18 protein-coding genes are annotated in these 19,754 nt (G+C 55.0%); all 18 read right to left on the bottom strand.

Features of this window, described 5'->3' with window-relative positions; genetic code table 11:
• Nucleotides 1-16: 16 nt before the first annotated feature.
• Nucleotides 17-2,758, bottom strand: coding sequence for an MGH1-like glycoside hydrolase domain-containing protein (locus SH421x_RS05400; RefSeq protein ID WP_488854378.1), 2,742 nt, complete (start codon nucleotides 2,756-2,758; stop codon nucleotides 17-19).
• Between the two features lie 395 nt (nucleotides 2,759-3,153).
• Nucleotides 3,154-3,807: a hypothetical protein gene (locus tag SH421x_RS05395; protein WP_488854377.1), complete on the bottom strand. Its 654-nt coding sequence runs from the start codon at nucleotides 3,805-3,807 to the stop codon at nucleotides 3,154-3,156.
• A gap of 914 nt (nucleotides 3,808-4,721) precedes the next feature.
• Nucleotides 4,722-5,831: a flagellar biosynthesis protein FlhB gene (gene flhB / locus SH421x_RS05390; RefSeq protein ID WP_488854376.1), complete on the bottom strand. Its 1,110-nt coding sequence runs from the start codon at nucleotides 5,829-5,831 to the stop codon at nucleotides 4,722-4,724.
• A gap of 9 nt (nucleotides 5,832-5,840) precedes the next feature.
• Nucleotides 5,841-6,644 carry a flagellar biosynthetic protein FliR gene (locus SH421x_RS05385; protein ID WP_488854375.1) on the bottom strand — a complete coding sequence of 268 codons (804 nt, stop codon included), beginning with the start codon at nucleotides 6,642-6,644 and terminating at the stop codon, nucleotides 5,841-5,843.
• Between the two features lie 29 nt (nucleotides 6,645-6,673).
• Nucleotides 6,674-6,949, bottom strand: coding sequence for a flagellar biosynthetic protein FliQ (locus SH421x_RS05380; protein WP_488854374.1), 276 nt, complete (start codon nucleotides 6,947-6,949; stop codon nucleotides 6,674-6,676).
• A gap of 22 nt (nucleotides 6,950-6,971) precedes the next feature.
• Nucleotides 6,972-7,925 carry a flagellar type III secretion system pore protein FliP gene (locus SH421x_RS05375; protein ID WP_488854373.1) on the bottom strand — a complete coding sequence of 318 codons (954 nt, stop codon included), beginning with the start codon at nucleotides 7,923-7,925 and terminating at the stop codon, nucleotides 6,972-6,974.
• 2 nt (nucleotides 7,926-7,927) lie between these two features.
• Entirely contained in the window at nucleotides 7,928-8,563 is a 636-nt protein-coding gene (locus SH421x_RS05370) for a FliO/MopB family protein (RefSeq protein ID WP_488854372.1), read from the bottom strand.
• Between the two features lie 190 nt (nucleotides 8,564-8,753).
• Nucleotides 8,754-9,383 (bottom strand): flagellar motor switch protein FliN, encoded by a 630-nt coding sequence (fliN, locus tag SH421x_RS05365; protein WP_488854371.1) that lies wholly within the window; start codon nucleotides 9,381-9,383, stop codon nucleotides 8,754-8,756.
• A 30-nt stretch (nucleotides 9,384-9,413) separates the two neighbouring features.
• On the bottom strand, nucleotides 9,414-9,950 hold the full coding sequence (locus SH421x_RS05360) for a flagellar basal body-associated FliL family protein (RefSeq protein ID WP_488854370.1): 537 nt from the start codon (nucleotides 9,948-9,950) through the stop codon (nucleotides 9,414-9,416).
• A gap of 70 nt (nucleotides 9,951-10,020) precedes the next feature.
• Nucleotides 10,021-10,800, bottom strand: coding sequence for an OmpA/MotB family protein (locus SH421x_RS05355; protein ID WP_488854369.1), 780 nt, complete (start codon nucleotides 10,798-10,800; stop codon nucleotides 10,021-10,023).
• Nucleotides 10,800-11,576 carry a motility protein A gene (locus SH421x_RS05350; RefSeq protein WP_488854368.1) on the bottom strand — a complete coding sequence of 259 codons (777 nt, stop codon included), beginning with the start codon at nucleotides 11,574-11,576 and terminating at the stop codon, nucleotides 10,800-10,802. The genes SH421x_RS05355 and SH421x_RS05350 overlap by 1 nt, the downstream gene beginning before the upstream one ends.
• Nucleotides 11,577-11,595: 19 nt before the next feature.
• Nucleotides 11,596-11,814, bottom strand: coding sequence for a flagellar FlbD family protein (locus SH421x_RS05345; RefSeq protein ID WP_488854367.1), 219 nt, complete (start codon nucleotides 11,812-11,814; stop codon nucleotides 11,596-11,598).
• Between the two features lie 98 nt (nucleotides 11,815-11,912).
• Nucleotides 11,913-14,741 (bottom strand): flagellar hook-basal body complex protein, encoded by a 2,829-nt coding sequence (locus SH421x_RS05340; protein ID WP_488854366.1) that lies wholly within the window; start codon nucleotides 14,739-14,741, stop codon nucleotides 11,913-11,915.
• Nucleotides 14,742-14,835: 94 nt separating this feature from the next.
• The gene (locus SH421x_RS05335) at nucleotides 14,836-15,420 is read right to left on the bottom strand and encodes a flagellar hook assembly protein FlgD (RefSeq protein WP_488854365.1); all 585 of its coding nucleotides are present in this window, start codon (nucleotides 15,418-15,420) and stop codon (nucleotides 14,836-14,838) included.
• 104 nt (nucleotides 15,421-15,524) lie between these two features.
• Nucleotides 15,525-17,195, bottom strand: coding sequence for a flagellar hook-length control protein FliK (locus SH421x_RS05330; RefSeq protein WP_488854364.1), 1,671 nt, complete (start codon nucleotides 17,193-17,195; stop codon nucleotides 15,525-15,527).
• Between the two features lie 14 nt (nucleotides 17,196-17,209).
• Nucleotides 17,210-17,908, bottom strand: a complete 699-nt coding sequence (locus SH421x_RS05325; RefSeq protein WP_488854363.1) for a hypothetical protein — start codon at nucleotides 17,906-17,908, stop codon at nucleotides 17,210-17,212.
• Nucleotides 17,909-17,911: 3 nt separating this feature from the next.
• Nucleotides 17,912-18,361: a flagellar export protein FliJ gene (gene fliJ / locus SH421x_RS05320; protein ID WP_488854362.1), complete on the bottom strand. Its 450-nt coding sequence runs from the start codon at nucleotides 18,359-18,361 to the stop codon at nucleotides 17,912-17,914.
• A gap of 20 nt (nucleotides 18,362-18,381) precedes the next feature.
• Nucleotides 18,382-19,752 (bottom strand): FliI/YscN family ATPase, encoded by a 1,371-nt coding sequence (locus SH421x_RS05315; RefSeq protein WP_488854361.1) that lies wholly within the window; start codon nucleotides 19,750-19,752, stop codon nucleotides 18,382-18,384.
• Nucleotides 19,753-19,754 lie beyond the last annotated feature (2 nt).

Here is a 19,754-nt window from a genome sequence, read left to right as displayed (position 1 = left end):
TTTCCTTCTGCTAACCTTACTCAGATGCCGCTGCCGCAGCTTCTTCCTCGGCTTCTTTGGCGGCCACATCCGTATGGCGGGACGCCAAAGTCCCCAAGATCGGCGCGATCAACGCAGTCCAGCCGGTTTGATGGCTGGCGCCGAGTCCTTTGCCGGTTTCGGCGTCAAAGTATTCGTAGAACAACACTAGATCGCGCCAGTGGGGATCGTTAAGCAACATGTCGCTCCGCGCATAGCTGGGGCGATCACCTTCTTCGTCGGCGAGAAACAGTTTGGACAAGCGACGGCGGATCTCGTCGGCGACTTCCTGTAGATCCATATAGACTCCGGAGCGCGCCGGGCATTCGACTCGCAGCGACTTCCCATAAAACTGATAGTAGCGCTCAAGCGCTTCGATCAGCAGATAGTTGAGTGGGAACCAGATCGGCCCACGCCAGTTGGAGTTGCCGCCAAACAAACCGCTGTCGGACTCGGCCGGCAAATACTGCACGCGGAGCATCTCGCCGTGCAGTTCGTATTCAAATGGATGTTCTTCGTGGTACTTCGACAAAGAGCGAATGCCGTAGTTTGAGAGAAATTCATCCTCGTCCAGCAAATAGCGGAGCATGCGCAACAAACGCTCTTTGGTCGGGATCGCCAATAATCGCTTCCCTTGCCCCGCTGCTTCGCCTTCGTCTTCGCACTCCATGTAGGTCATGAATTTGCTTAGATCAGGGCGAAACTTGAGGAACCAATCCATGCGTTTGCGAAACGCAGGCAGCTTTACCATGGTTCGGTCATACAACACATCAACCGTCAGCAGCGGAATCAAGCCGACGATCGAGCGAATCCGTAGCGGCACGCTACGACCATCAATATGCAAATGGTCGTAGTAGAAACCGTCAGTCTCGTCCCACAAGCCAGTCCCGTCCAGCGAGTTCATCGCTTCGGCGATCGAAACGTAGTGCTCGAAGAACTTTGACGCCATGTCCTCGTAGGCGAGATTATCCTCGGCCAATTCAAACGCGATCGACAGCATGCTGGAACAGAAGTAGGCCATCCAAGCCGTACCGTCCGCTTGCTCTAGATGCCCACCGGTTGGCAGCGGCTTGGAGCGATCAAAAATCCCGACGTTGTCGAGTCCGAGGAAACCTCCGCTAAATACATGCTTGCCGCGAATGTCTTTGCGATTGACCCACCAAGTAAAGTTGAGCAACAGTTTTTGGAAAACTCGCTCTAAAAAGACGCGATCGCGATCTCCGTTGGACGCGGTCATTTGATAGACGCGCCAGCAAGCCCATGCATGAACCGGAGGATTCACGTCACTAAAATTCCATTCGTAGGCCGGCAATTGCCCATTCGGGTGCATGTACCATTCGCGCAGGAAAAGGATGGCCTGATCTTTGGCGAAGGCTGGGTCGATTTTGGCGAACGGAATCAGGTGAAACGCCGAGTCCCACGCGGCGTACCAGGGATATTCCCACTTGTCCGGCATCGAGATAATGTTGCGATTGTAGAGATGCCCCCAATCGCTGTTGCGTTTACTCGGTTTGCCTGGCGAAGTATCGGCATGTTCGGCCGGCGTTTTACCTTTGTTCTCTAGCCAGCGCGGAATCACATAGTGATAAAACTGCTTGGTCCACAGCAAGCCGGCGTTCGCCTGACGCAAGATCATCTCTTCTTCATGCGAGAGCCCTGGTGCGACCAACGACTTTGCATAGCGATCGGCCTCTGCAATGCGCTGTTTGAACGCTTCATCAAACCCAGCGCCAAACGGCGTGGCCGGCTGTTCCGCTTTGATCGACATCCGCATTCGGAATTGAACGGACTCGCCGCCGGGAATCGTGCATTGATAGTGAGCGGCCGCTTTGGTGCCGGTCGGTTCGGGATTGACGACTCCTTCGATTCCATTGACCACCGCAAGATGAAACGCATCTTTGCAGGAAGGACGGCGGCTGTGGGGGTCTTCAAATCGCCAAGAGTTGGTTTCGTTTTCGGTAAACATCCATTCAGGAAGTTCGCCAGCAGGGCCGACATCCACACGGATCTCATAATTACCCAGTGACTCGTGCTCGCCCAACAGTTGGTCGGCGGCGACCTGGGTCAAGCAAGGTTTTTGGTCCGGCTTCTCCATCGTCGGCCCCCAGGCCCACGTATTGCGGTACCACCAAGTCGGCAAAAAATGGAGCGGCGCCGCATCGGGGCCGCGGTTGAAGATTGTCACGCGAATCAAAATATCTTCAGGCGAAGCTTTGGCGTATTCGACCTGGACGTCAAAATATCGACCTTCGTCGAAGATGCCGGTTTCGGTCAGTTCATACTCAGGCTGCTGGCGATTGCGCTGCGCATTTTCGTGCCGCAGACGCTGGTACGGATATTCGGCCTGGGGATATTTGTAGAGCCCCTTGAGATACGAGTGAGTCGGCGTCGAGTCGAGATAATAGTACGCCTCTTTGACATCCTCGCCGTGGTTCCCTTCGGGACCGGTCAGGCCAAACAGGCGTTCTTTAAGAATCGGATCTTCTTCATTCCAGAGCGCCAAACCAAAACACAATCGACACTGGCGATCACTAATCCCGAGCAGCCCATCTTCCCCCCAGCGGTAGGTTCGCCAGATTGCTTCTTCATGGGTGAAATTGAGCCAGGGATCTTCTTCCGCGGTGCTTTCGCGCACGGTTCCCCATTGGCGTTCCGAAAGGTACGGTCCCCAGCGTTTCCAATTGGCGCCCTTTTCACGACGTGACTCAGCGCTGAGACGCTCCCATTCCGCTTCCGGCATAAATCCTCTGTCCTGCTGCGTAAGTCAGTCGTAACTGCCTACAAAAGTTGCGTAGCTTGCGCATAAACCAAGCGAGTCGACGTGCCCTGTTCGACATGCGACCGCAGCGGTGATCCACCCACTACCCTACCATGCGAATCTTATTCCGATTGGGCCGCAAGAGCCTGTTTTTTTGCCGTCCCCTGCCGGGGGCAGAGAACTCGGTTAGGCATTTCAGGGATGCGGACCAGGCCGCTCCCCTACTCTGCAATCTAGGGAAGCGATTCCCACTTACCTCCTCAAAGGGCAACCCGTGGCTTCCCGCTGAGGAACAATGAAAATCGTCCTGGCCCCCGCAGGCGGCAAGGAAATCACTGTCAGCATCCGACGTGGATGGCGCACACGAGCCTGCGGTATTACGCTTTTTCGATTTTTACGAGAGCACTTGCGATCGCATGTTGCGCATCCACATGACACCACGAAGCGAATTGTCGTTTGCTTGCATCACGCAGTGAAGGCAAGGCCGCTCTGGCCCTGCTACCGAGCTTACTCAGGGCCAGCGCCACGCAAGTCTGATCCTCGTTTTCATCAGGAAGCTCGAGATGACGGATCATCTGCGAGATGAAGAAATCTCCGTTTTCACCAATTCCATATCGAATGACATATTCGGCGTAAGTCGAGATCCGAAAGAAAGGTGGATTGGCGGCGAGAATCGAGGAAATTGTGGTCTCTAAAATATCGATCCAATTTTCTAGTAATTCTGTATCGGCTGCTGTAATCAACTTATTTTGCTGCAACATTCCACCAGAACGCAAACCCCAGCCACGCGCTGTTGAGCAAAGATGAAAGAGCGTTCCGGCCAGATCACGATCCATTTTTGATTCTTGGCAGACGCGCTCACCAACCATGTAGATCGCTTCGAGCACTTGATGAAAGTTGCGCTCAATCAATCCCTGATAGGGACGCAACATCCCGAGGAAACCGTCGCTTTTACAATGAATTTCTCCCTTTGCATCTTGCCAGCCTGAACCATGTTCAAGTAACAGCAAATTGGCCGCTTCGTAATCCATATGAAGAGTCGGTCTTAATGGTTCCAACCAGAAGTTGATCAAAGAGTTTTATCGGCGTGCATTCTGATCGTTCAAATTCAAGACAGCTTAAAAGCCGCGTTCCAAGAAACACGGGCTTCTTCTTCATCCCATTCTACTAAGCCTAACGAAGCAAGCTGCCGAAGCTGATCGGACCAGACCGGACTTCCACGTTTTTTTCTGGGAGGCCAGAGCGGACTGGACCGCCACACTTTTTTCTCTGAGCAGACGACCGAATCATTTTGCATCCTAATCAACTAGCCATTTCGACTTTAAACTTCGTGACGAGTTTCACGAAGTGGACTGTGGACTGTGGACTGTGGACTGTGGACTGTGGACTGTGGACTGTGGACTGTGGACTGTGGACTGTGGACTGTGGACTGTGGACTGTGGACTGTGGACTGTGGACTGTGGACTGTGGACTGTGGACTGTGGACTGTGGACTGTGGACTGTGGACTGTGGACTGTGGACTGTGGATTAGCGGATTAGCGGATTAGCGGATTAGCGGACCGGACTCGTCCCCGTTTTTTTTTCTGAGCAATCAAAGTGGACTGTGGACCGCTGCTTTTTTCGCCGCTTCACAGCAGATCCGCCCCAAGTTCGATCCCGCGCAGCAAACAAGCCCGCCAACCTCTCCCGAAGTTGCCGAACTCAACGACGCTGCACCGCCAAAGTGACCTCAACGGGTCGCACGGCGAGTCAATATGTATGAATATATCATAGCAAATGTCTAAGACTTTTTCAAGAGACAATCTTTGCCGCCGCGGCCGGAGAAGAGCGGAGGAAGGGCTACTTTCGAACAGCCCATTGGGGAGAAGCCCCTGGGCGAGTCTCATGATATTCCGGCGGTGCTCCCATCTTCGATGCTTGTAAAACACCGCTGCCCAGCGAAAAACTAGGCCGCATTCTTCTTGTCATGTTCTTTCAAGTCATCCAGCGTCGGCAGGTGCTTGCCTTGTAGCTCGTAGACATAGCGGAGAACTTCGGCGACGGCGGCGTATTGTTCGGCCGGGATGGCTTGGTTGACTTCAGCGTCACGATAGAGGGCGCGGGCTAGTTCCTTACGTTCGACGATCGGGATGTTGCTTTCTAGCGCCAAACGGCGAATCCGCTGCGCAACCAGGCCGGCGCCTTTGGCGATCACGATGGGGGCCGCCATCTTGTACGGATCGTACTTCAGCGCGATCGCCAATTCGGTGGGATTGGTGACGACAAAGTCGGCTTTTGGAATGTCGCTGGACATGCGGTTCATCGCCAATTGCCGCGCCACTTGCCTGCGCCGCGCGAGCAGGGCCGGATCTCCCTGCATCGATTTCATTTCTTCGCGAACTTCTTGCTTGGTCATCTTCAGGTCTTGCTCATGCTTCCACCACTGAAACGCGTAGTCCATCAGCGCCAAAATCAGCAGTGCGGCGCCGATCTTCATCGACGTCCAAAACGCGGTGGTAAGCAAAAAACTGGCGATCTCGCCGGCCGAGCGTTCGGAGAGCCCCAAAATGGTCGGCAGATCGTTATAAATGCTGACCCCGGCGACGGTCGCCGCGATTAACACTTTGATGATGCCAAATCCAAACTTCACAAAATTCGCCAGCGCGAACAATCGGCCAAAGCCTGACAGCGGGTTGATTCGCTGAATATCGAACGTCAATTTCTCCGGCAGAAACAAAAAGCCGGTCTGCAAAAGGTTGAGCGCGATCGCGGCGACCATGATCAACAACAGGATCGGCACAAGCACGACCGCTAACCGCCAAACGGCAGTAAAGTTTTCGTTCATCGCCCAGGCGAAACTGATCTCTAATGGCGGCGCGATGCTCAGCTTATCGCGGGTAAAGTCCCCAAAGAAGTGAAATAGCCCTTGCGAGAAGTACATAATCACGCCGAGCGCGATCACCAGCATGCCAGCAGAAATCAGGTCTTGGCTTTTGGTGATCTGCCCCTGCTTGCGCGCTTCGTCGCGGCGGTGCTGGGTTGGATCTTCTGATTTGTCATCATCTTGCTCGGCCATGCTTCACGCCTACTTGGGGAGCGCCACCGTGCGATTAATGACCATGTCGCGAATCGAATTGACGGTCGGTTCTAATTGATCTTGAAACAACCAGCCCATCGACCCCACCGTCAGAAAGACAAAGACCATCAGCAACATTGTGTTCAAGCTGAAGCCGACCGCGATCAAGTTCAACTGCGGCAACGTGCGGCTGATCAGCCCCATCACCAACACGCCGATCAGCAGCGCTACCGTGCCTGGCGCCGCCGCTTGTACGCCCAGCATAAAGCTGATGGAAAGTGTCGAGACCAATACGTGCACCACTTCCGGCGAAGCAAGTCCCACGCCTGGTGGAACATCGGCGAAGGTCGAGAGCAGTGCGCCAATCATAAAGCGATGTCCGCCCAGGCAGAAAAACATCGCGACCACAACCATATCAAACATCACCGACAACAGCGGGACGCTTTCGTCAAACGCCGGATTGAACGCGTCTGCGACCGATAAACCGCCGATCTGGCCCAGCATTTGGCCGGTGATTTGTACGCCAGCAAAGAGAATCCGAACCCCCAAGCCAAACGAAATCCCGATAAACAACTCTCCGCCTAGCACTACCAGATAACTCATCCAATGGTCTGGCTCCGGAAATTTCTCGCCCCAAAAGAGCCCGGTGATCATCATCGAAATGGTGATCGCGAGAAACGCTTTGACTTTGTTTGGCGCGTAGCTTGAACCGAACATCGGCGCAGTCGCGAACATGCCGCTGACCCGCGTCAACACCGTGACGAAGATAAACAGTTGATGCAGCGTCGGATCTAAAAGGGGCAAGCTTTCCACGTTAGCTCGCTCTCGCCGGGTTCACGCAACTAACCTCCCATCAAACGATCAGGAATGTGCGTCACTAAGGTTTCGGTGTAGACCATCAATCGCTCCAGCACCCACGGCAACGCAAGCAACATCGCGGCGGCCATCGCCAATAACTTGGGAACGAAGGCGACCGTTTGATCTTGAATTTGGGTCAGCGCTTGCAGCAAACCGATCGCCAAACCGACCAGCATGCCAACCACCAAAGCAGGCGCCGAGATCCAGAGCGCGACCACCATCGCTTCGCGGGTCAGATCGACTGTCGTTGTAACATCCATGACGGATTTGTAGCTTTCTCGTTTAGATCGTGGTAGCAAAACTTTGCATCAACATGCCGACGACCAACGTCCAACCGTCGACCAGCACAAATAACAGCAACTTGAACGGCAACGAAATCATCACCGGCGGCAACATCATCATCCCCATCGAGATCGTCACGCTGGCGACCACAATGTCGAGAATCAAAAACGGCAGATAGATTTGAAACCCGATCAAAAACGCGGTCTTCAATTCGCTGAGAATGAATGCGGGAATCAACGCTTGCAGCGGCACGTCATCGTACGATTGCGGTTCGCCGATTTCATCTTTGGTCGCTTTTGGCAAAAACTCGAAGAACATCCAGACGTCATCACTGTTGCCGGCGATATCGATCTGCTTGCTCATAAAGTGTCGGATCGGCTTCGTTCCTTTTTCCCACGCTTCGTCCGGCCCCATTTCGCCGGTGGTCGGATCAACCTCGGCGAATAGCTTGTATTGCTGACCGGTATCGGGGTTCACTTCTTCGCGGGTGTAAGGGCCCACGCTTCCGTCGTAGACCTCTTGCCAGGTCGGATACATCAGCAGGATTGTCATGAACAACGCGATCGCCGTCACTACCTGACTCGGCGGCAACTGTTGCGTCCCCAAGGCTTGTCGCAACAGGCCTAGCACGATAATGATGCGGATAAAGCCAGTCGTCATCAGCAAAATCGCCGGCGCCAAGCTGAGCACTGTCAGTAGCACCATGATCTGAATCGTACTGACCATCCCGCCGGGGCTAGTCCATTGTTCGGGGCCACCTTTGACAAAGTCGGCCAAATCAGACGCTTCTGCCGAGACCGGCGCGTCAAGTGATGATTCGGCGGAGAGATCAAAGGTTGGTTCGCTGAGCGTCGAAACCTGCTGAGCGGATTGCTGCGCCCATGCAGGAGCGGTCGAAATCGCCAACCAAAGTAGCGAAAGCGTGACCCAGCGAATTTTGCTTGCTTGGCTCATGACTACGCCTCCAAAAATCCGCGTTTCGACGATTCGCCGCCCATCTTTTGCAGCACATCTTGGAAGGAAGCGGTCATGTTGCCGCCTCCTTTTTGACGCAGATGGACCAGTAACGACTCCACTTCGAGCGGATCCGAAATTTCGGTCAATGTCTCGGCGCCGTGCGGCGTTACGGAGAGCAGCAGCAAGCGATTACCGACTCGCACCAACTGCAATTGTTGGCGACCTTGCAACTGCGTTTTTCCCAGAACCTGAACCACTTCCTGCGGCAGACGAGAGTTTGCCGTCGGCATCTTTTTTTTGCCTGCCCAAGCGAAAATCAAAAACAGACCAACCACCAACATCAGACTCGCGACAATCGTCGCTGTCCGTTGTTTGGAATCGGTCGCAGGCAGCATCGACGCGGCCGGCGAGCTGTTTTTCTCGCTCCGCTTGGGGAGCGGCATATTCGCGCCCAGAGAAGCTTGCGCGTCGAGATCCGGCGCGGCCGCCGGGCTCAAGGACTGCGGCGCAGCTTCGACAACGCCGGCGGTATAGGGCTGATTGGCGGTGACGGCAGCATGGCCGTTGACCATCTGGCCGGATGTTCCATCCGCCGCGACAGTCGCCAGAGCTAGAAACAAGGTAATCGCGTGCATCCTTGCACTCGCTTTTTGAAAAAAAGACTCAAGCCGTTCGCATGCTTCCGCCGATCAAAGAGGTAAGGAAATCCGTTCCTCACTCTAGCGGCCCGCAGATCATAGAAGCGGGCGTCCCGCGTTACAAGGCGAATCGCCAGCGCGAATTCTGCTGCTAGCGTTTGAAGGACCTGTCTGCGCTGGGGGACAGTTAATCGATGCCGTCGCCGACAATTAATTCGGCGATGCGAACGCAAAAGTTATCGTTCAGAACGAGCACTTCGCCGCGTGCGATCATGCGTCCGTTGACATAGATATCGACCGGATCGCCTGCCAGTTTGTCAAGCGAGACGACCGAGCCTTTGTTCATTTTCAGGACGTCTTCTAGATACATGTGGGTGCGTCCCAGCTCGATCTTGACGTCGAGTTCGACGTCGCGAACCAGATCGATCGTAGTTTTGCTGGTGCTAGCCGGGGCGCCGCCGAAGTCGCGCAGCTGGAACATTTGGGCGTCCGAGGCCATCTCGGCCGGGGAATCAAGCGAAGCGAGCGCTGCTTGGGCTTGATTCAACAGAAATTCGATGTCATTCGGATCCATACCACCATCGCTGCTATCACGCGATGACGCCGGAGCGGCTGTCGTTGCGGCGGCCGCCGATCTAGCGGCAGCTTTGGGAGCGGAAGATCCGCCTCCGGCTAGCAGCGCCTCAATCTCGTTCTGTCCCAGCGACTCGATCTCGGCCGAGGGAGGTTTTACATCTGCAGTCGCTTCGAGCTTGCCGCTGGACGCTTGGCGCAACAGCTCTTCAATTTCGTCCTGCCCAATTTGATCGTCGCTCATCGGAATCCGTTCCGAAATATTTCCAGAGCGCTACTGCTCGATAAAGGAGTAGTCGCTGAATATGACTGACTTAACGAGGGGTTTACCCAGAATGCGATTGGTTTTCTCTAAAATCTTCCGCTTTAGCAAGCCCAAACCGGGGTCGGTCAGGTCGCTGACCTCAGAACTGCGAAGCGTTACGATCACCTGCTCGCGAAAGCGATGCGCGTTCTGAGCCATCAGACCTTCAAATTCGGCTTGATTCTCCGCGTTCACCATCGCATACAGATGAAAGTCAATCCGCAGCGTCGTGTTAGCCAGCGGCTGATAGGCGGTGATGCCGAAGTTATCGAGATCGATTTCGACGGTCGCTTTATCACTAACCGTCGTCAGGTCTTCCACGTCGGGCTCAGTGGCCGCGTGCTGTCGCGCTCGCATTTCCGCGGCTTCAATCACATCTTCTGGTGAAGGAATCACGAAGTAAGCGAGCACGCATTCCAGGCCTACCAGCGCTAATACCGCACCCAGAATTTTGAGCTTGGTCAGCAACGAAGGCCCACCGGAGCTATTGGGCGTTGATCCAGCCATAACCGCCGAACTCTGTCGCTAAGGGTTAATAAAATCTCTCTTCACCCTCAAGCCTAGCATGCATTTTGCGTTATGGTTTTGGATCTTTCGGATCGCCGGTCGGGCCGCCGTTGGTGATTCGCTGTGATTGTTCGGCGCCAGATCCAACCAAGTCATCCACCACTTCGTCGAGCAGAAAAACTTCGACACGGGAGTTTTGTTTTAATTTTAACGGATCGGTGCCGATGTGAATCGGTTCATTCTTACCAGCCGTTGAAATCCGCAATCGCTGCGGATCGATGCCAAGCGACACCAGAAAATCCATCACAGCCCGGCACCGCTCGTACCCCAAATCATAATGATCTACAAACGGTGCGCCGCTCGAAATCGGTTTGGGCGCCGCATGTCCGCGAATCTCAATTTTCTGCGGTTTGCCGCCGAACTCTTGCGCTTGAACCTGGAGATCTCGCTTCATCTCATCGGTCAGCTTGGCTGACTCGTCGGCAAAGTAGATGACCGTGCCGACAGCGGTGCTGCTGCCGGGACGCACAATGCGGACTTGCGGGCTATCGCCGACAGGGGCTTTGACTTTATCGCCCCCTTCCTGCGTGCTGAAACGCTTGGCGCGTCCCATTGTCGCGAGGTTTGACAAGTGCGAGTTCCGCGGCTGCGCTGTACCGGCGACGACGCTATTCATCGAGTCATCATGGCCGAATTGACGTCGGAAAGACTCGACCAACGCTTGGAAGTGCTCTTCTTTTTTGATCTCGCTCATCGAGACCAACATGATGAAGAAGGTCAGCAGCAACGACATCATATCGCCGAAGGTAACGACCCACTCTGGGATCCCTGGTGCGTCGTCGTCACCCATTATTTGGCCTCTTCGGCTTTCTTGCGTGCGGCAGGCGGCAGAAACGTGCGCAGTTTTTGCTCAATCACCCGCGGGTTTTCACCCGATTGGATCGCCATGATGCCGCGGACGATGATCTCCATCGTCAGCAGTTCTTGCTTGTTCAAAAACGAGAGCTTCTCAGCAAACGGCAGAAAGACGCAATTAGAAACGATCGCGCCGTAGAGCGTGGTTAACAAAGCGACCGCCATACCAGACCCAATCGAAGAGGGATCGCTCATATTGCCCAACATAATGATCAAGCCGAGCAGCGTACCGATCATGCCGTAAGCCGGCGCGAAGCGTCCCATCTGGTCGTAAAATGCTTTAATATCACGATGTCGCGTAGCGACCGCGTCAATCTCAGTGCGCAACAGGTCTTCGATCACGTCGGGACGAGCGCCGTCCACCGCCATCTGAATCCCGACGATAATAAATGAATTGCTAATCTCGGCGATCCGCCCTTCCAGCGCCAACAGACCGTCGCGTCTGGCTGTTTCAGCCAAGCTGACGATCTCTTTGATCAAACCCACCACGTCGGTCGGCTTGTTGAGGAAGCAAACTTTCATCGCCATAGGCGAGCTGATGATTGTCTTCAGCGGGAACGCCATCATGCAGGCGGCGACCGCGCCGCCGCAGACGACCAGTACCGACGGAATATCAATGAACGCGGCCAACGAGGACCCAGGCGCAATCAGGATCGCGACAAGAATCAATCCAAACGCGGCGATCAGGCCGATTACCGACGCAATGTCCATAAACTAAATTTTGCCCACGTTATGCCGTCGCGGCAGGAGTTACTGGTCCGGGTGGAGCCAGAAATTTTGCTTGCTGATACCGAATCGCACGTGCTAGCACTTCATCCAGTGATTCGGCGACAACCATCCGGTCACCGGTCGTTAAAGTGATGAAAGTGTCCGGGTTGGCTTCGACGTACTGAATCAATTCTGCATTCAATACGAACGGATGCCCTCCCAGCCGAGTCAGCTTGATCATTGGAGGTACCTAATAAAATAGGCCCACGCTCGCAGTTGGTACGGGCGGGGGCCTAAAAATATCGAAGGTCGCCTATCGGCACAATCGGAATATCCCGACTATCGGCGGATATTCAACAATTCGTCGAACAATTGCTGCGCGGTTGTAATGATTCGAGAGCTCCCCCGGTATTGGGTGGAGGCCAGAATCAGGTCGATTAAGTTTCCACCGATGTCGGTATTCGACAATTCGACGGCGCCAGCGATGACGCTACCAATCCCCTCTTCTCCGGCATCCCCTTGAATCGGCAACCCCGAGTTCACGCCGGCGGCGAACAAATTGTTGCCGCGTTGCTCTAGACCGCTGGGATTGGCGAAACGAGCCAACTGAATCATCCCGAGATCGCGATCAACGCCGCTAGAAAAGACGCCGCGGATAATCCCGTCTTCGCTGATGATAAAGCTGTTTAGCTTACCGGTGCCTGAACCGTCTTGCCGCGAAGCGTTCAAAGTCGCTTTATCAGCCGCCAAGCCCGAGAGCTGCGAAAAGTCGAGGTCAAACTCCAGCGGCGATTCTGACGGAATGTTGCGCCGGTTGATCGTTACCGTATTGTTGTCAGAGCCGATAAAGTTACCATCGCCATCAAAATAGATGAGCCCAGTACCGACCGAAATATCGGCAGCTTCTGACTCGTCGCCGATTGTATCGCCGTCATTGTCTGGAGAGTCAGCGAACCAGCGATAGATCGTATTGGTGCCGTTGCGGGCTTCCAACACGGTCGTCACGCGAACATTAATCGGCACGCCCAACGAGTCGTACACAATCACGTCAGCTACGGCGCTTTCGCCAACAGCCTCTTGAATGACGCCAAAGTTGAGGTTCGGGTTTTGAATAACGCCTGACCCGTTGTCCAATTGAAATGAAGAGAGCCCAATGTCGATGCCGTTGTCGACGCCATTGTTCGCAACCACACGGATGCGTCCTTCGCCCGTGATGTAAATCCCTTGCGACAAACCGCCTGTTTCACCGGCGATATTGTTTTCGGAACCAGGAATCGGGTTCGAGTTGCCGTCGACCGCAGGCTGAATACCTAGCGACGCTTCGAGAAATTCGACCAAGTCCTGCACGATCGTCGTACTGGTGACAGTAAATGTCTGCTCGTTAAGGGTCCGGTCCCCTTTGGAACCCTTAAAGGTCAGAGTTCCTTCAGAAAACATATTCTCGAAGTTCAAGCCATCACGTTTGACCACATCGACCAAGTAAGTGTTCGAGTCGATTTTCGGTCCATCCAAGTCAATCTGACGATTGTCCGAATTGGTTAGGTCGGATATCTCTGCATCGGATCGATCGTCAACAAAATCTTCGCCGGGATTCAGTTCGGTAACGAGATAATAGGAAGACGAGTTGGTCGACAAGTTTCGATAGACATTCACCGTGTCATAGGGAGGAGTTCCCCCCGACGGCGGCGGCAAATCTCTCAGATTGATCCGACCGTTAATGACATTCTGAGGACCGAGAACCAACGAAGGGCGACTCTCTTGCTGTCCGGTCCGACCGTAAGTGACCAGATAAGAATAGTTGCCGTTGATCGTATCTTCGTTCAGCTCATTGGTTGTCAGCGGCGTCGTGCCGTCGTCCACATACGGAGTAGCGGCGGCCGCCATGCTGATCGTATCGAGCTCATAAAAATCGCTGCCGCCGGCGGCGGTACGATAGATCCGGACGTCGGTAAAGTCTGCACTGGTCGGAATGTTATCGAGGACGACCGAATAGCCGTTGCCATCAGCCGGCGCACCATCCACCGTGACCTGTTGACCATCAGATGCAACCGTCTCGTTTCCATCGGCGTCAACAAAGGTGTAGCGATATTCGTAGACGTCGCCGCCCCCCAACAAACCGTTGGATCCGGTTCCGCCAACTTTGGCTGCCCCCAACTGCAATGCCGTTGGCGCCGCAGCGGTATCGGCGACGGCGCCGCCCATCGCGAACGAGTTGACAAAAAAGTAGGTCGCTCCGCCGTCATTACTGCGGTACATGTTGAGTTGCGAGTGACTGGAACTCTGCGGGGGAGTTGCGAAAGTCACGGTATTATTGTCTGGGATTGCGTCTCCCAAGTCGGCCACGTTGACATTGATGTTGGCCGAGGCCTGCGTCTCATTGGTGAGAGCAGCGTCAGAGAACGTAAAACGATAGTCGTAAGTTCCATCCGGAACCGAACCGGCGCCTTCGGTTTGTCCTTGGACGAGTCCAACGATCCCCGGCGTCGCGACGCTGGTCGTAGTCGACGAACTGTCATCCGGCGTATCCGCGACCAGCAACGAAGCGCCGGTCAAGTCAGGCCGTGGAATAGCGCTATTGCCGAGAATCGCACTCTCAATCACTTGTGCAACGGTAGCTAGATCACCGGTCGCCGGCAGCGTCCCTTCGAGATAGACGTTCTCAGTCGCTTTGGCGACTGCAGCGGCGCCCAACGGAATCGTCAGCGGCACCAACTGCGTCTCTTGAATATTGAAGTTATCATCAATCCCAAAGCCAAGCACGCGTTCGCCGCCGGTGGTCACCAGCTCGTTGTTTGAGTTGGTTTTGAAAATGCCGTTGCGCGTATAGAGACGTTCGCCATTATTCCCCTGCACGATGAAGAAGCCGTCTCCCTGGATCGCTAGGTCCGACGGATTCGAGCTGACCTCGATCGTCCCCTGGGTGAAGTTGGGAGTAATCTCTGCGACCATCACGCCGAGCCCGACTTGACGTGGGTTGGTGCCGCCGTCCGTCGCACTTGGCTTCGAGCCGAGCCCGCGCGTCTGCAAAAACTGATTGGCGAACAGCGCGTCCGATGACTTGAAGCCAACCGTTTGCGAGTTCGCCAGGTTGTTGCCCAGCACGTCAATCTGCGTTTCGGCAGCCGTCATGCCTGTCAACGCAGTCGTCATAGCCGATGCTAAACCCATGGCTCAACTTCTCCGTAAGTGGAATTCTGAATGAATGTTCTTGCGGCGGCCGAGCGCTCGCCGCTCTATGATCTCAATGACTCATTACCAACGATTAGGCTGCGGCAGTCGTGCCGTCGTCTGCGTCATCGCTCGAAGCATCTGTTGTCTCGTCTGCCCCCGAGGCGCCCCCGCCTCCGGTAGTCGTATCCGTTCCATCTGTTTCGTCGGTTTCTTCCGGTGGAGCTTGCCCCGCCGATGAAGGCAAGACGGTGAAGACGTCATCCAGTTTCACTGTCGCAATACCGTCGTCGGTCATCACCTTCAGACTCACCTCTCGCACACCATCATCGTTCGGCGTTATTTGGGCGCCTGTCACCACGCCAAATACGACATCACCTTTGTCGGTCAGCGCCTGAACTTGTCCACCGATCAACGTGGTGGCGGACAAAATATTTTGCCCGTCTAACACGTTATCGAGCGTTGTCGACAATTGCTCGGTCGCCGTAATGTTACGAATCTGGCCGATCTGCTCAAGCATTTCTGAGTTCTTCATCGGCTCCATCGGATCTTGGTTCTGCAACTCGGCGATCATCAGTTTCAGGAACTGATCCATGTCGAGATCTTGCAGGCTGTTTCCAGCCTTGGAGCCCTGTCCGCTACTACTACTTGTCGACCCTGTGCCGCCCACACTTGACATAGAACGCTCCAAATAAACGAGTACGTTTTGACGTACCTCATGCTGATTCGATACCTACGCGCAGCGCCGCACGACGCATGCGAAATTCAAGTTGTCTGAGTCCGTTAGACCATTACATTCAGCTGGCCATTGCTCGATACGACAGGCGCCGAAGTTGTTTCTACACTTGGCGTTTCAAGCTTGGTCGAACCACGTTGTCCGCCAGGCGTTTGTCTTTGCTTGGATGAATTCGGTTGTTGATCTGCGAAGGTTCCGCCGGCGTCCTGCGAGTTTCCGTTTTGTCCGACAGAGACGTCGAACGAATCGACGCGTAGATTCAATTCGGCCAGACGATCGCGCAACTGCGGCAGATTTTCGAGCAACACTTTACGTACCGCTTCACTCTCCACTTCTAGCTTCGCCTTCATGCCTCCTTCGTCGACTTCCATTTCGACACGCAGCGATCCCAGCTCTGGTGGGCTCAGACGCAATTTGATTGGACCTCCCTGCGTTTGCGCAGTGCGCACCGCCTGGGAGATGCGTTGGATCAGTTGAATTTGTTTCGCCGTATCAATCGGCGGAGCATCCCCTGCTGACTTCGTCGCGTTCTGTAGCAAGCCTCGCTGCAACCCACGTTGGATCGCCGTCCCCAAACCTGGCTCGGTAGAGCCGCTGGACGCTTCAACGCTGCTAGTTAAATTACTTGCAACGCTGCTTTTCGGTGTGGCGATCGTGATTGGCGCGGCGGGGAGTTCGGCGGCATCCATCGCAACGCTCAGACCAGGCGGCGATGCTGTCCCACTCGGCGGCGCAGCTGAAGGTTCTGCATTGGCCGCTGGATCGATCTGGGCGTCAGCTTCTTGCTTCCCCTCGTTCGCTTTGTTGATCCGCTGACTCGCTTCACGACGGTTTTGAGCGAACTCTTCGGCAGCTGATAAACCAGCGGCGGCAGGCTGTTGCTCTAGAGCGGCAGCTGCGGCGTCTTGCGCCTGGCGAATCTGCTCGCTCTCAGCATGCCTCTCATCCGCAGGCGTTTGATGCTCTTGCCCCTCAGCGATGAGCTCCTCGACTAGCTTGGTTTCTTCCGGCGATTCCACAAGTTCTGAATCGGTATCCGAACTCTGTTTGCCTGTTATCGCTGCGATGTCTGCAAGCGTTTCTGAGTCCGCTGCCGCCGTAGATTCTGCGGCGCCTACATTGGCAAGTTGCTGGGCAAAATCGGTACTCGCTTCCTCTTGTTCCCCGTTGGGATCAACTCCGGCAGTATCGTCTGGGGATGTATCGCTGTTAAGTTCCGCGAGCGACGCCTTGGCCGACTCGTGCGTCGACGCTTCATCTGTGCTCACTTTGTCATCTGCTGACTTCACTGGGGCGGCGTCTTCGACCGGGGTGGCGACCTTGACCTCACCCACGATCACCTCTTCTTCATTCGTATCATCCTCAACCAGGCTGCCATCGGTGATCTCTGGTAGCTCGGATTGCGTAAGATCATCGTCGCCAGAACCAGAGGCTTCGTAAATTGACTTCGCTTGCGCATCAGTCTCATCGCCTACAGGCGAATCATCGCTCTCGCTCGCCGAGTCGTCACGATCTCGCGTTGCGGGCCGATCGACGCTGCTGGAAGCGCCAGACGACTGCGATTGTGCGCCCGGCGACTTGATCATCGCGGCAGTGTTTTGCTGGATTAGATTAATAAACGCCAATGCATCGGCAGGCGCAGTTCCGGCAACGCCGATTGTGCGCGGCGGCAGCGACAGCGTTGCTGATTGCACGTTCTGAGAATCTCGCGTTTCCATAACTGTCGCTTCCCTTACGTTGCTTCGGGCTGAAACTGCCCGAGTTGATCTCGCGCATCTTTAATGAGCGACGCTTCCGGCACGCCTAAGCGAATCTGATTCAAAATGTCCGCCAACTTCTGCTTCTCATCTTCAGTGCGGAATTCGGCAATGATCTTCTTTCGTTTATCGTTCGGCATTGCTTTCAGAATCGTCACGACATCCTGCATCGAATTATCATCTCGCTCAAGCATGATCATCATCTGCTCTTTCGCCTGACGTGCGTCGATTGCTTCCATGGTTCGTTGCAGTTCGACAATCGCGTCATCACGCACCCCCTCTTCCAGCTTCTTCAATCGATCGTCAAAAGATGTCTTTAGCTGATCGTAACGACGACGTTCCTCGGCCAGATTTGCTTGCATGCCGCGAATATTTTCAATCCCCGTATCCAACGCCTGGATTCGAAAGTCAAGCGTTAAGTGCCGCCGGGCTCGCGCATCGATGACGGCCTGCATATCAGGCTCTTCATTGTCTTCCGCCGGCTTCGATTCTTCATCCAATTGCTCGCGAATCTTGTCTTCGTCAATTCCGTAGACGATTGCGAGAATCGAGTAAGCCTTGCCGCTGTCAACACGATTGGTGGCGACCAATATCCCCGCTCCGATTGCGGCAGCTAATACTGTAGCGACACACAAGTAGGCGAATGTACTCGCAGCTAGTTTCAATGCGGCCATCGATTATCGTTTCCTCCGCGCGAAGGCGATCAGCCCCATTTCGTCTAACTGCAAACTTTCCAGCCGTTCTTGCTCATTCTGATAACGCTGCTCTTGTCGTTCTCGCAGTTTTTCAAGCGAGCGAACCTCTTTTTCCGCCTCCAGCAATACGTTGCGACGCTGTTCGATATGCGGAGTCAATTTTCGTTGCAAACTTTGCTTATGCGCGATCAGCGAGCGCAGATGATTTAGTTCTCGCTGGGCGACAATCAGGCTATCGACGTTCATCCGTCCGATCGAGCAGCCTTCGCGTGCTTCGCTGATGGTCGTCTCTAGCATTTCAGCCGCTTCTTCGGTCTCGCGAGTGAGTTGTTCTTGTATCGACAATACTTCCATTAACTCGGCTTGACGCTGATCGCGCGCAGCGATTTTCAGCTTCAGAAAAGTCGCCAGCCGGAATTGAAAATTAGCCATGAATTAACCTTTGTCGCGCGTTAGGCGCCTGCTTGCTGCGTTTGGCGTTTTGCTTTGGCCATCACCGCCGCATTTGGAGCCGGACGGACGCCGCATTTGGCGGCAAGTTGCACTAGCTGCTGTTGTGCTTCAGGGACCGACGATTTTTCTTGCATCGCTTGTCGCAAAAAGGTGTCAATCTCACCCCGCATCCGAATCGCCAAGTCGATTTGCGGGTTGGTTCCTTGGCGGTAGGCGCCGATATTGATCAGGTCTTCGTTTTCACGATAAGTCGACATTAATTCGCGAATTGTCTGGGCCGCACGACGCAGCTCGTCACTGACCAGATCGTTCATCAAACGACTGATGCTGGCCAGGATATCAATCGCCGGGTAGTGCCCTTTGGCCGCAATCGCGCGAGACAGGATGACGTGGCCATCCAATAAACCGCGGACGGTATCGCTGACCGGTTCGTTGGTATCATCGCCTTCCACCAACACGGTATAAAACGCGGTGATGCTTCCCTTGGAACTGCGGCCAGTCCGCTCGACGAGCTTCGGCAGCATCGCGAACACCGACGGCGTGTATCCTTTGGTCGTCGGCGGTTCGCCGGCGGCCAGTCCGATCTCACGTTGCGCCATCGCAAACCGAGTCACCGAATCCATCATGAACAACACGCGTCGCCCTGACTCGCGAAAGTACTCTGCAATGCTGGTCGCAGCCATCGCCGCTTGGACGCGCATGATCGCCGGCTGATCACTGGTCGCAACAACCACCACGCTCCGCGCCATTCCTTCGGGCCCTAAGTCCCGCTCGATAAAGTCGTTGACTTCACGTCCTCGCTCACCAATCAGCGCGATCACGTTCACCTCGGACGAGGCGTATTTCGCCATCATGCCAAGCGTCACGCTCTTGCCGACACCTGAGCCGGCGAAGATGCCGATGCGCTGCCCATCTCCACAGGTCAACATGCCGTCAATCGCGCGAACGCCAGTCGAGAATGTATCGTGAATTCGAGTGCGACTGGTCGCAAGCGGCGGGTCCTGGTCTAAGGGAGATCGCGTCGTCAGCGCCGGTTGCGGCAAGCCGTCAATACAGTTGCCGTGCGCGTCAACAATTCGCCCCAGCAGTGAATCGCCTACCGGAATCGACCGCATCGTGCGAATCAGGCGAACGCTGCTCCCTTGTCGTACGCCGGCGAGTTGCTCCAAAGGAAAAACGAGCGTCAGCTCACCTCGGAACCCCACCACTTCGCCCGCCAAAGGCTTGCCAGACTGACGTTGAATCTCAACGACCGATCCAACCGGCGCCGGAAATCCGCCGACGGCGACCGTCGTACCGATCGTCTCCACCACGCCGCCCACTAGGTCGTGCGACATCAGTTGTTCAAGTTGACTACAAATTCGTTCCATGG

It is taken from the genome of Blastopirellula sp. SH421 (genome assembly GCF_057808535.1).
The sequence above is the reverse complement of the archived record's forward strand: the minus strand, read 5'-3'. Positions and strand labels throughout refer to the sequence as shown.

Coding starts and splice junctions, on each gene's coding strand:
- SH421x_RS05325 (WP_488854363.1), bottom strand. CDS start 17,908: ATGGCCGCATTGAAACTAGCTGCGAGTACATTCGCCTACTTGTGTGTC.
- SH421x_RS05315 (WP_488854361.1), bottom strand. CDS start 19,752: ATGGAACGAATTTGTAGTCAACTTGAACAACTGATGTCGCACGACCTA.
- SH421x_RS05345 (WP_488854367.1), bottom strand. CDS start 11,814: ATGATCAAGCTGACTCGGCTGGGAGGGCATCCGTTCGTATTGAATGCA.
- fliJ (WP_488854362.1), bottom strand. CDS start 18,361: ATGGCTAATTTTCAATTCCGGCTGGCGACTTTTCTGAAGCTGAAAATC.
- SH421x_RS05370 (WP_488854372.1), bottom strand. CDS start 8,563: ATGCACGCGATTACCTTGTTTCTAGCTCTGGCGACTGTCGCGGCGGAT.
- SH421x_RS05360 (WP_488854370.1), bottom strand. CDS start 9,950: ATGGCTGGATCAACGCCCAATAGCTCCGGTGGGCCTTCGTTGCTGACC.
- SH421x_RS05380 (WP_488854374.1), bottom strand. CDS start 6,949: ATGGATGTTACAACGACAGTCGATCTGACCCGCGAAGCGATGGTGGTC.
- SH421x_RS05330 (WP_488854364.1), bottom strand. CDS start 17,195: ATGGAAACGCGAGATTCTCAGAACGTGCAATCAGCAACGCTGTCGCTG.
- SH421x_RS05340 (WP_488854366.1), bottom strand. CDS start 14,741: ATGGGTTTAGCATCGGCTATGACGACTGCGTTGACAGGCATGACGGCT.
- SH421x_RS05355 (WP_488854369.1), bottom strand. CDS start 10,800: ATGGGTGACGACGACGCACCAGGGATCCCAGAGTGGGTCGTTACCTTC.
- SH421x_RS05375 (WP_488854373.1), bottom strand. CDS start 7,925: ATGAGCCAAGCAAGCAAAATTCGCTGGGTCACGCTTTCGCTACTTTGG.
- SH421x_RS05395 (WP_488854377.1), bottom strand. CDS start 3,807: ATGGATTACGAAGCGGCCAATTTGCTGTTACTTGAACATGGTTCAGGC.
- SH421x_RS05335 (WP_488854365.1), bottom strand. CDS start 15,420: ATGTCAAGTGTGGGCGGCACAGGGTCGACAAGTAGTAGTAGCGGACAG.
- fliN (WP_488854371.1), bottom strand. CDS start 9,383: ATGAGCGACGATCAAATTGGGCAGGACGAAATTGAAGAGCTGTTGCGC.
- SH421x_RS05350 (WP_488854368.1), bottom strand. CDS start 11,576: ATGGACATTGCGTCGGTAATCGGCCTGATCGCCGCGTTTGGATTGATT.
- SH421x_RS05400 (WP_488854378.1), bottom strand. CDS start 2,758: ATGCCGGAAGCGGAATGGGAGCGTCTCAGCGCTGAGTCACGTCGTGAA.
- flhB (WP_488854376.1), bottom strand. CDS start 5,831: ATGGCCGAGCAAGATGATGACAAATCAGAAGATCCAACCCAGCACCGC.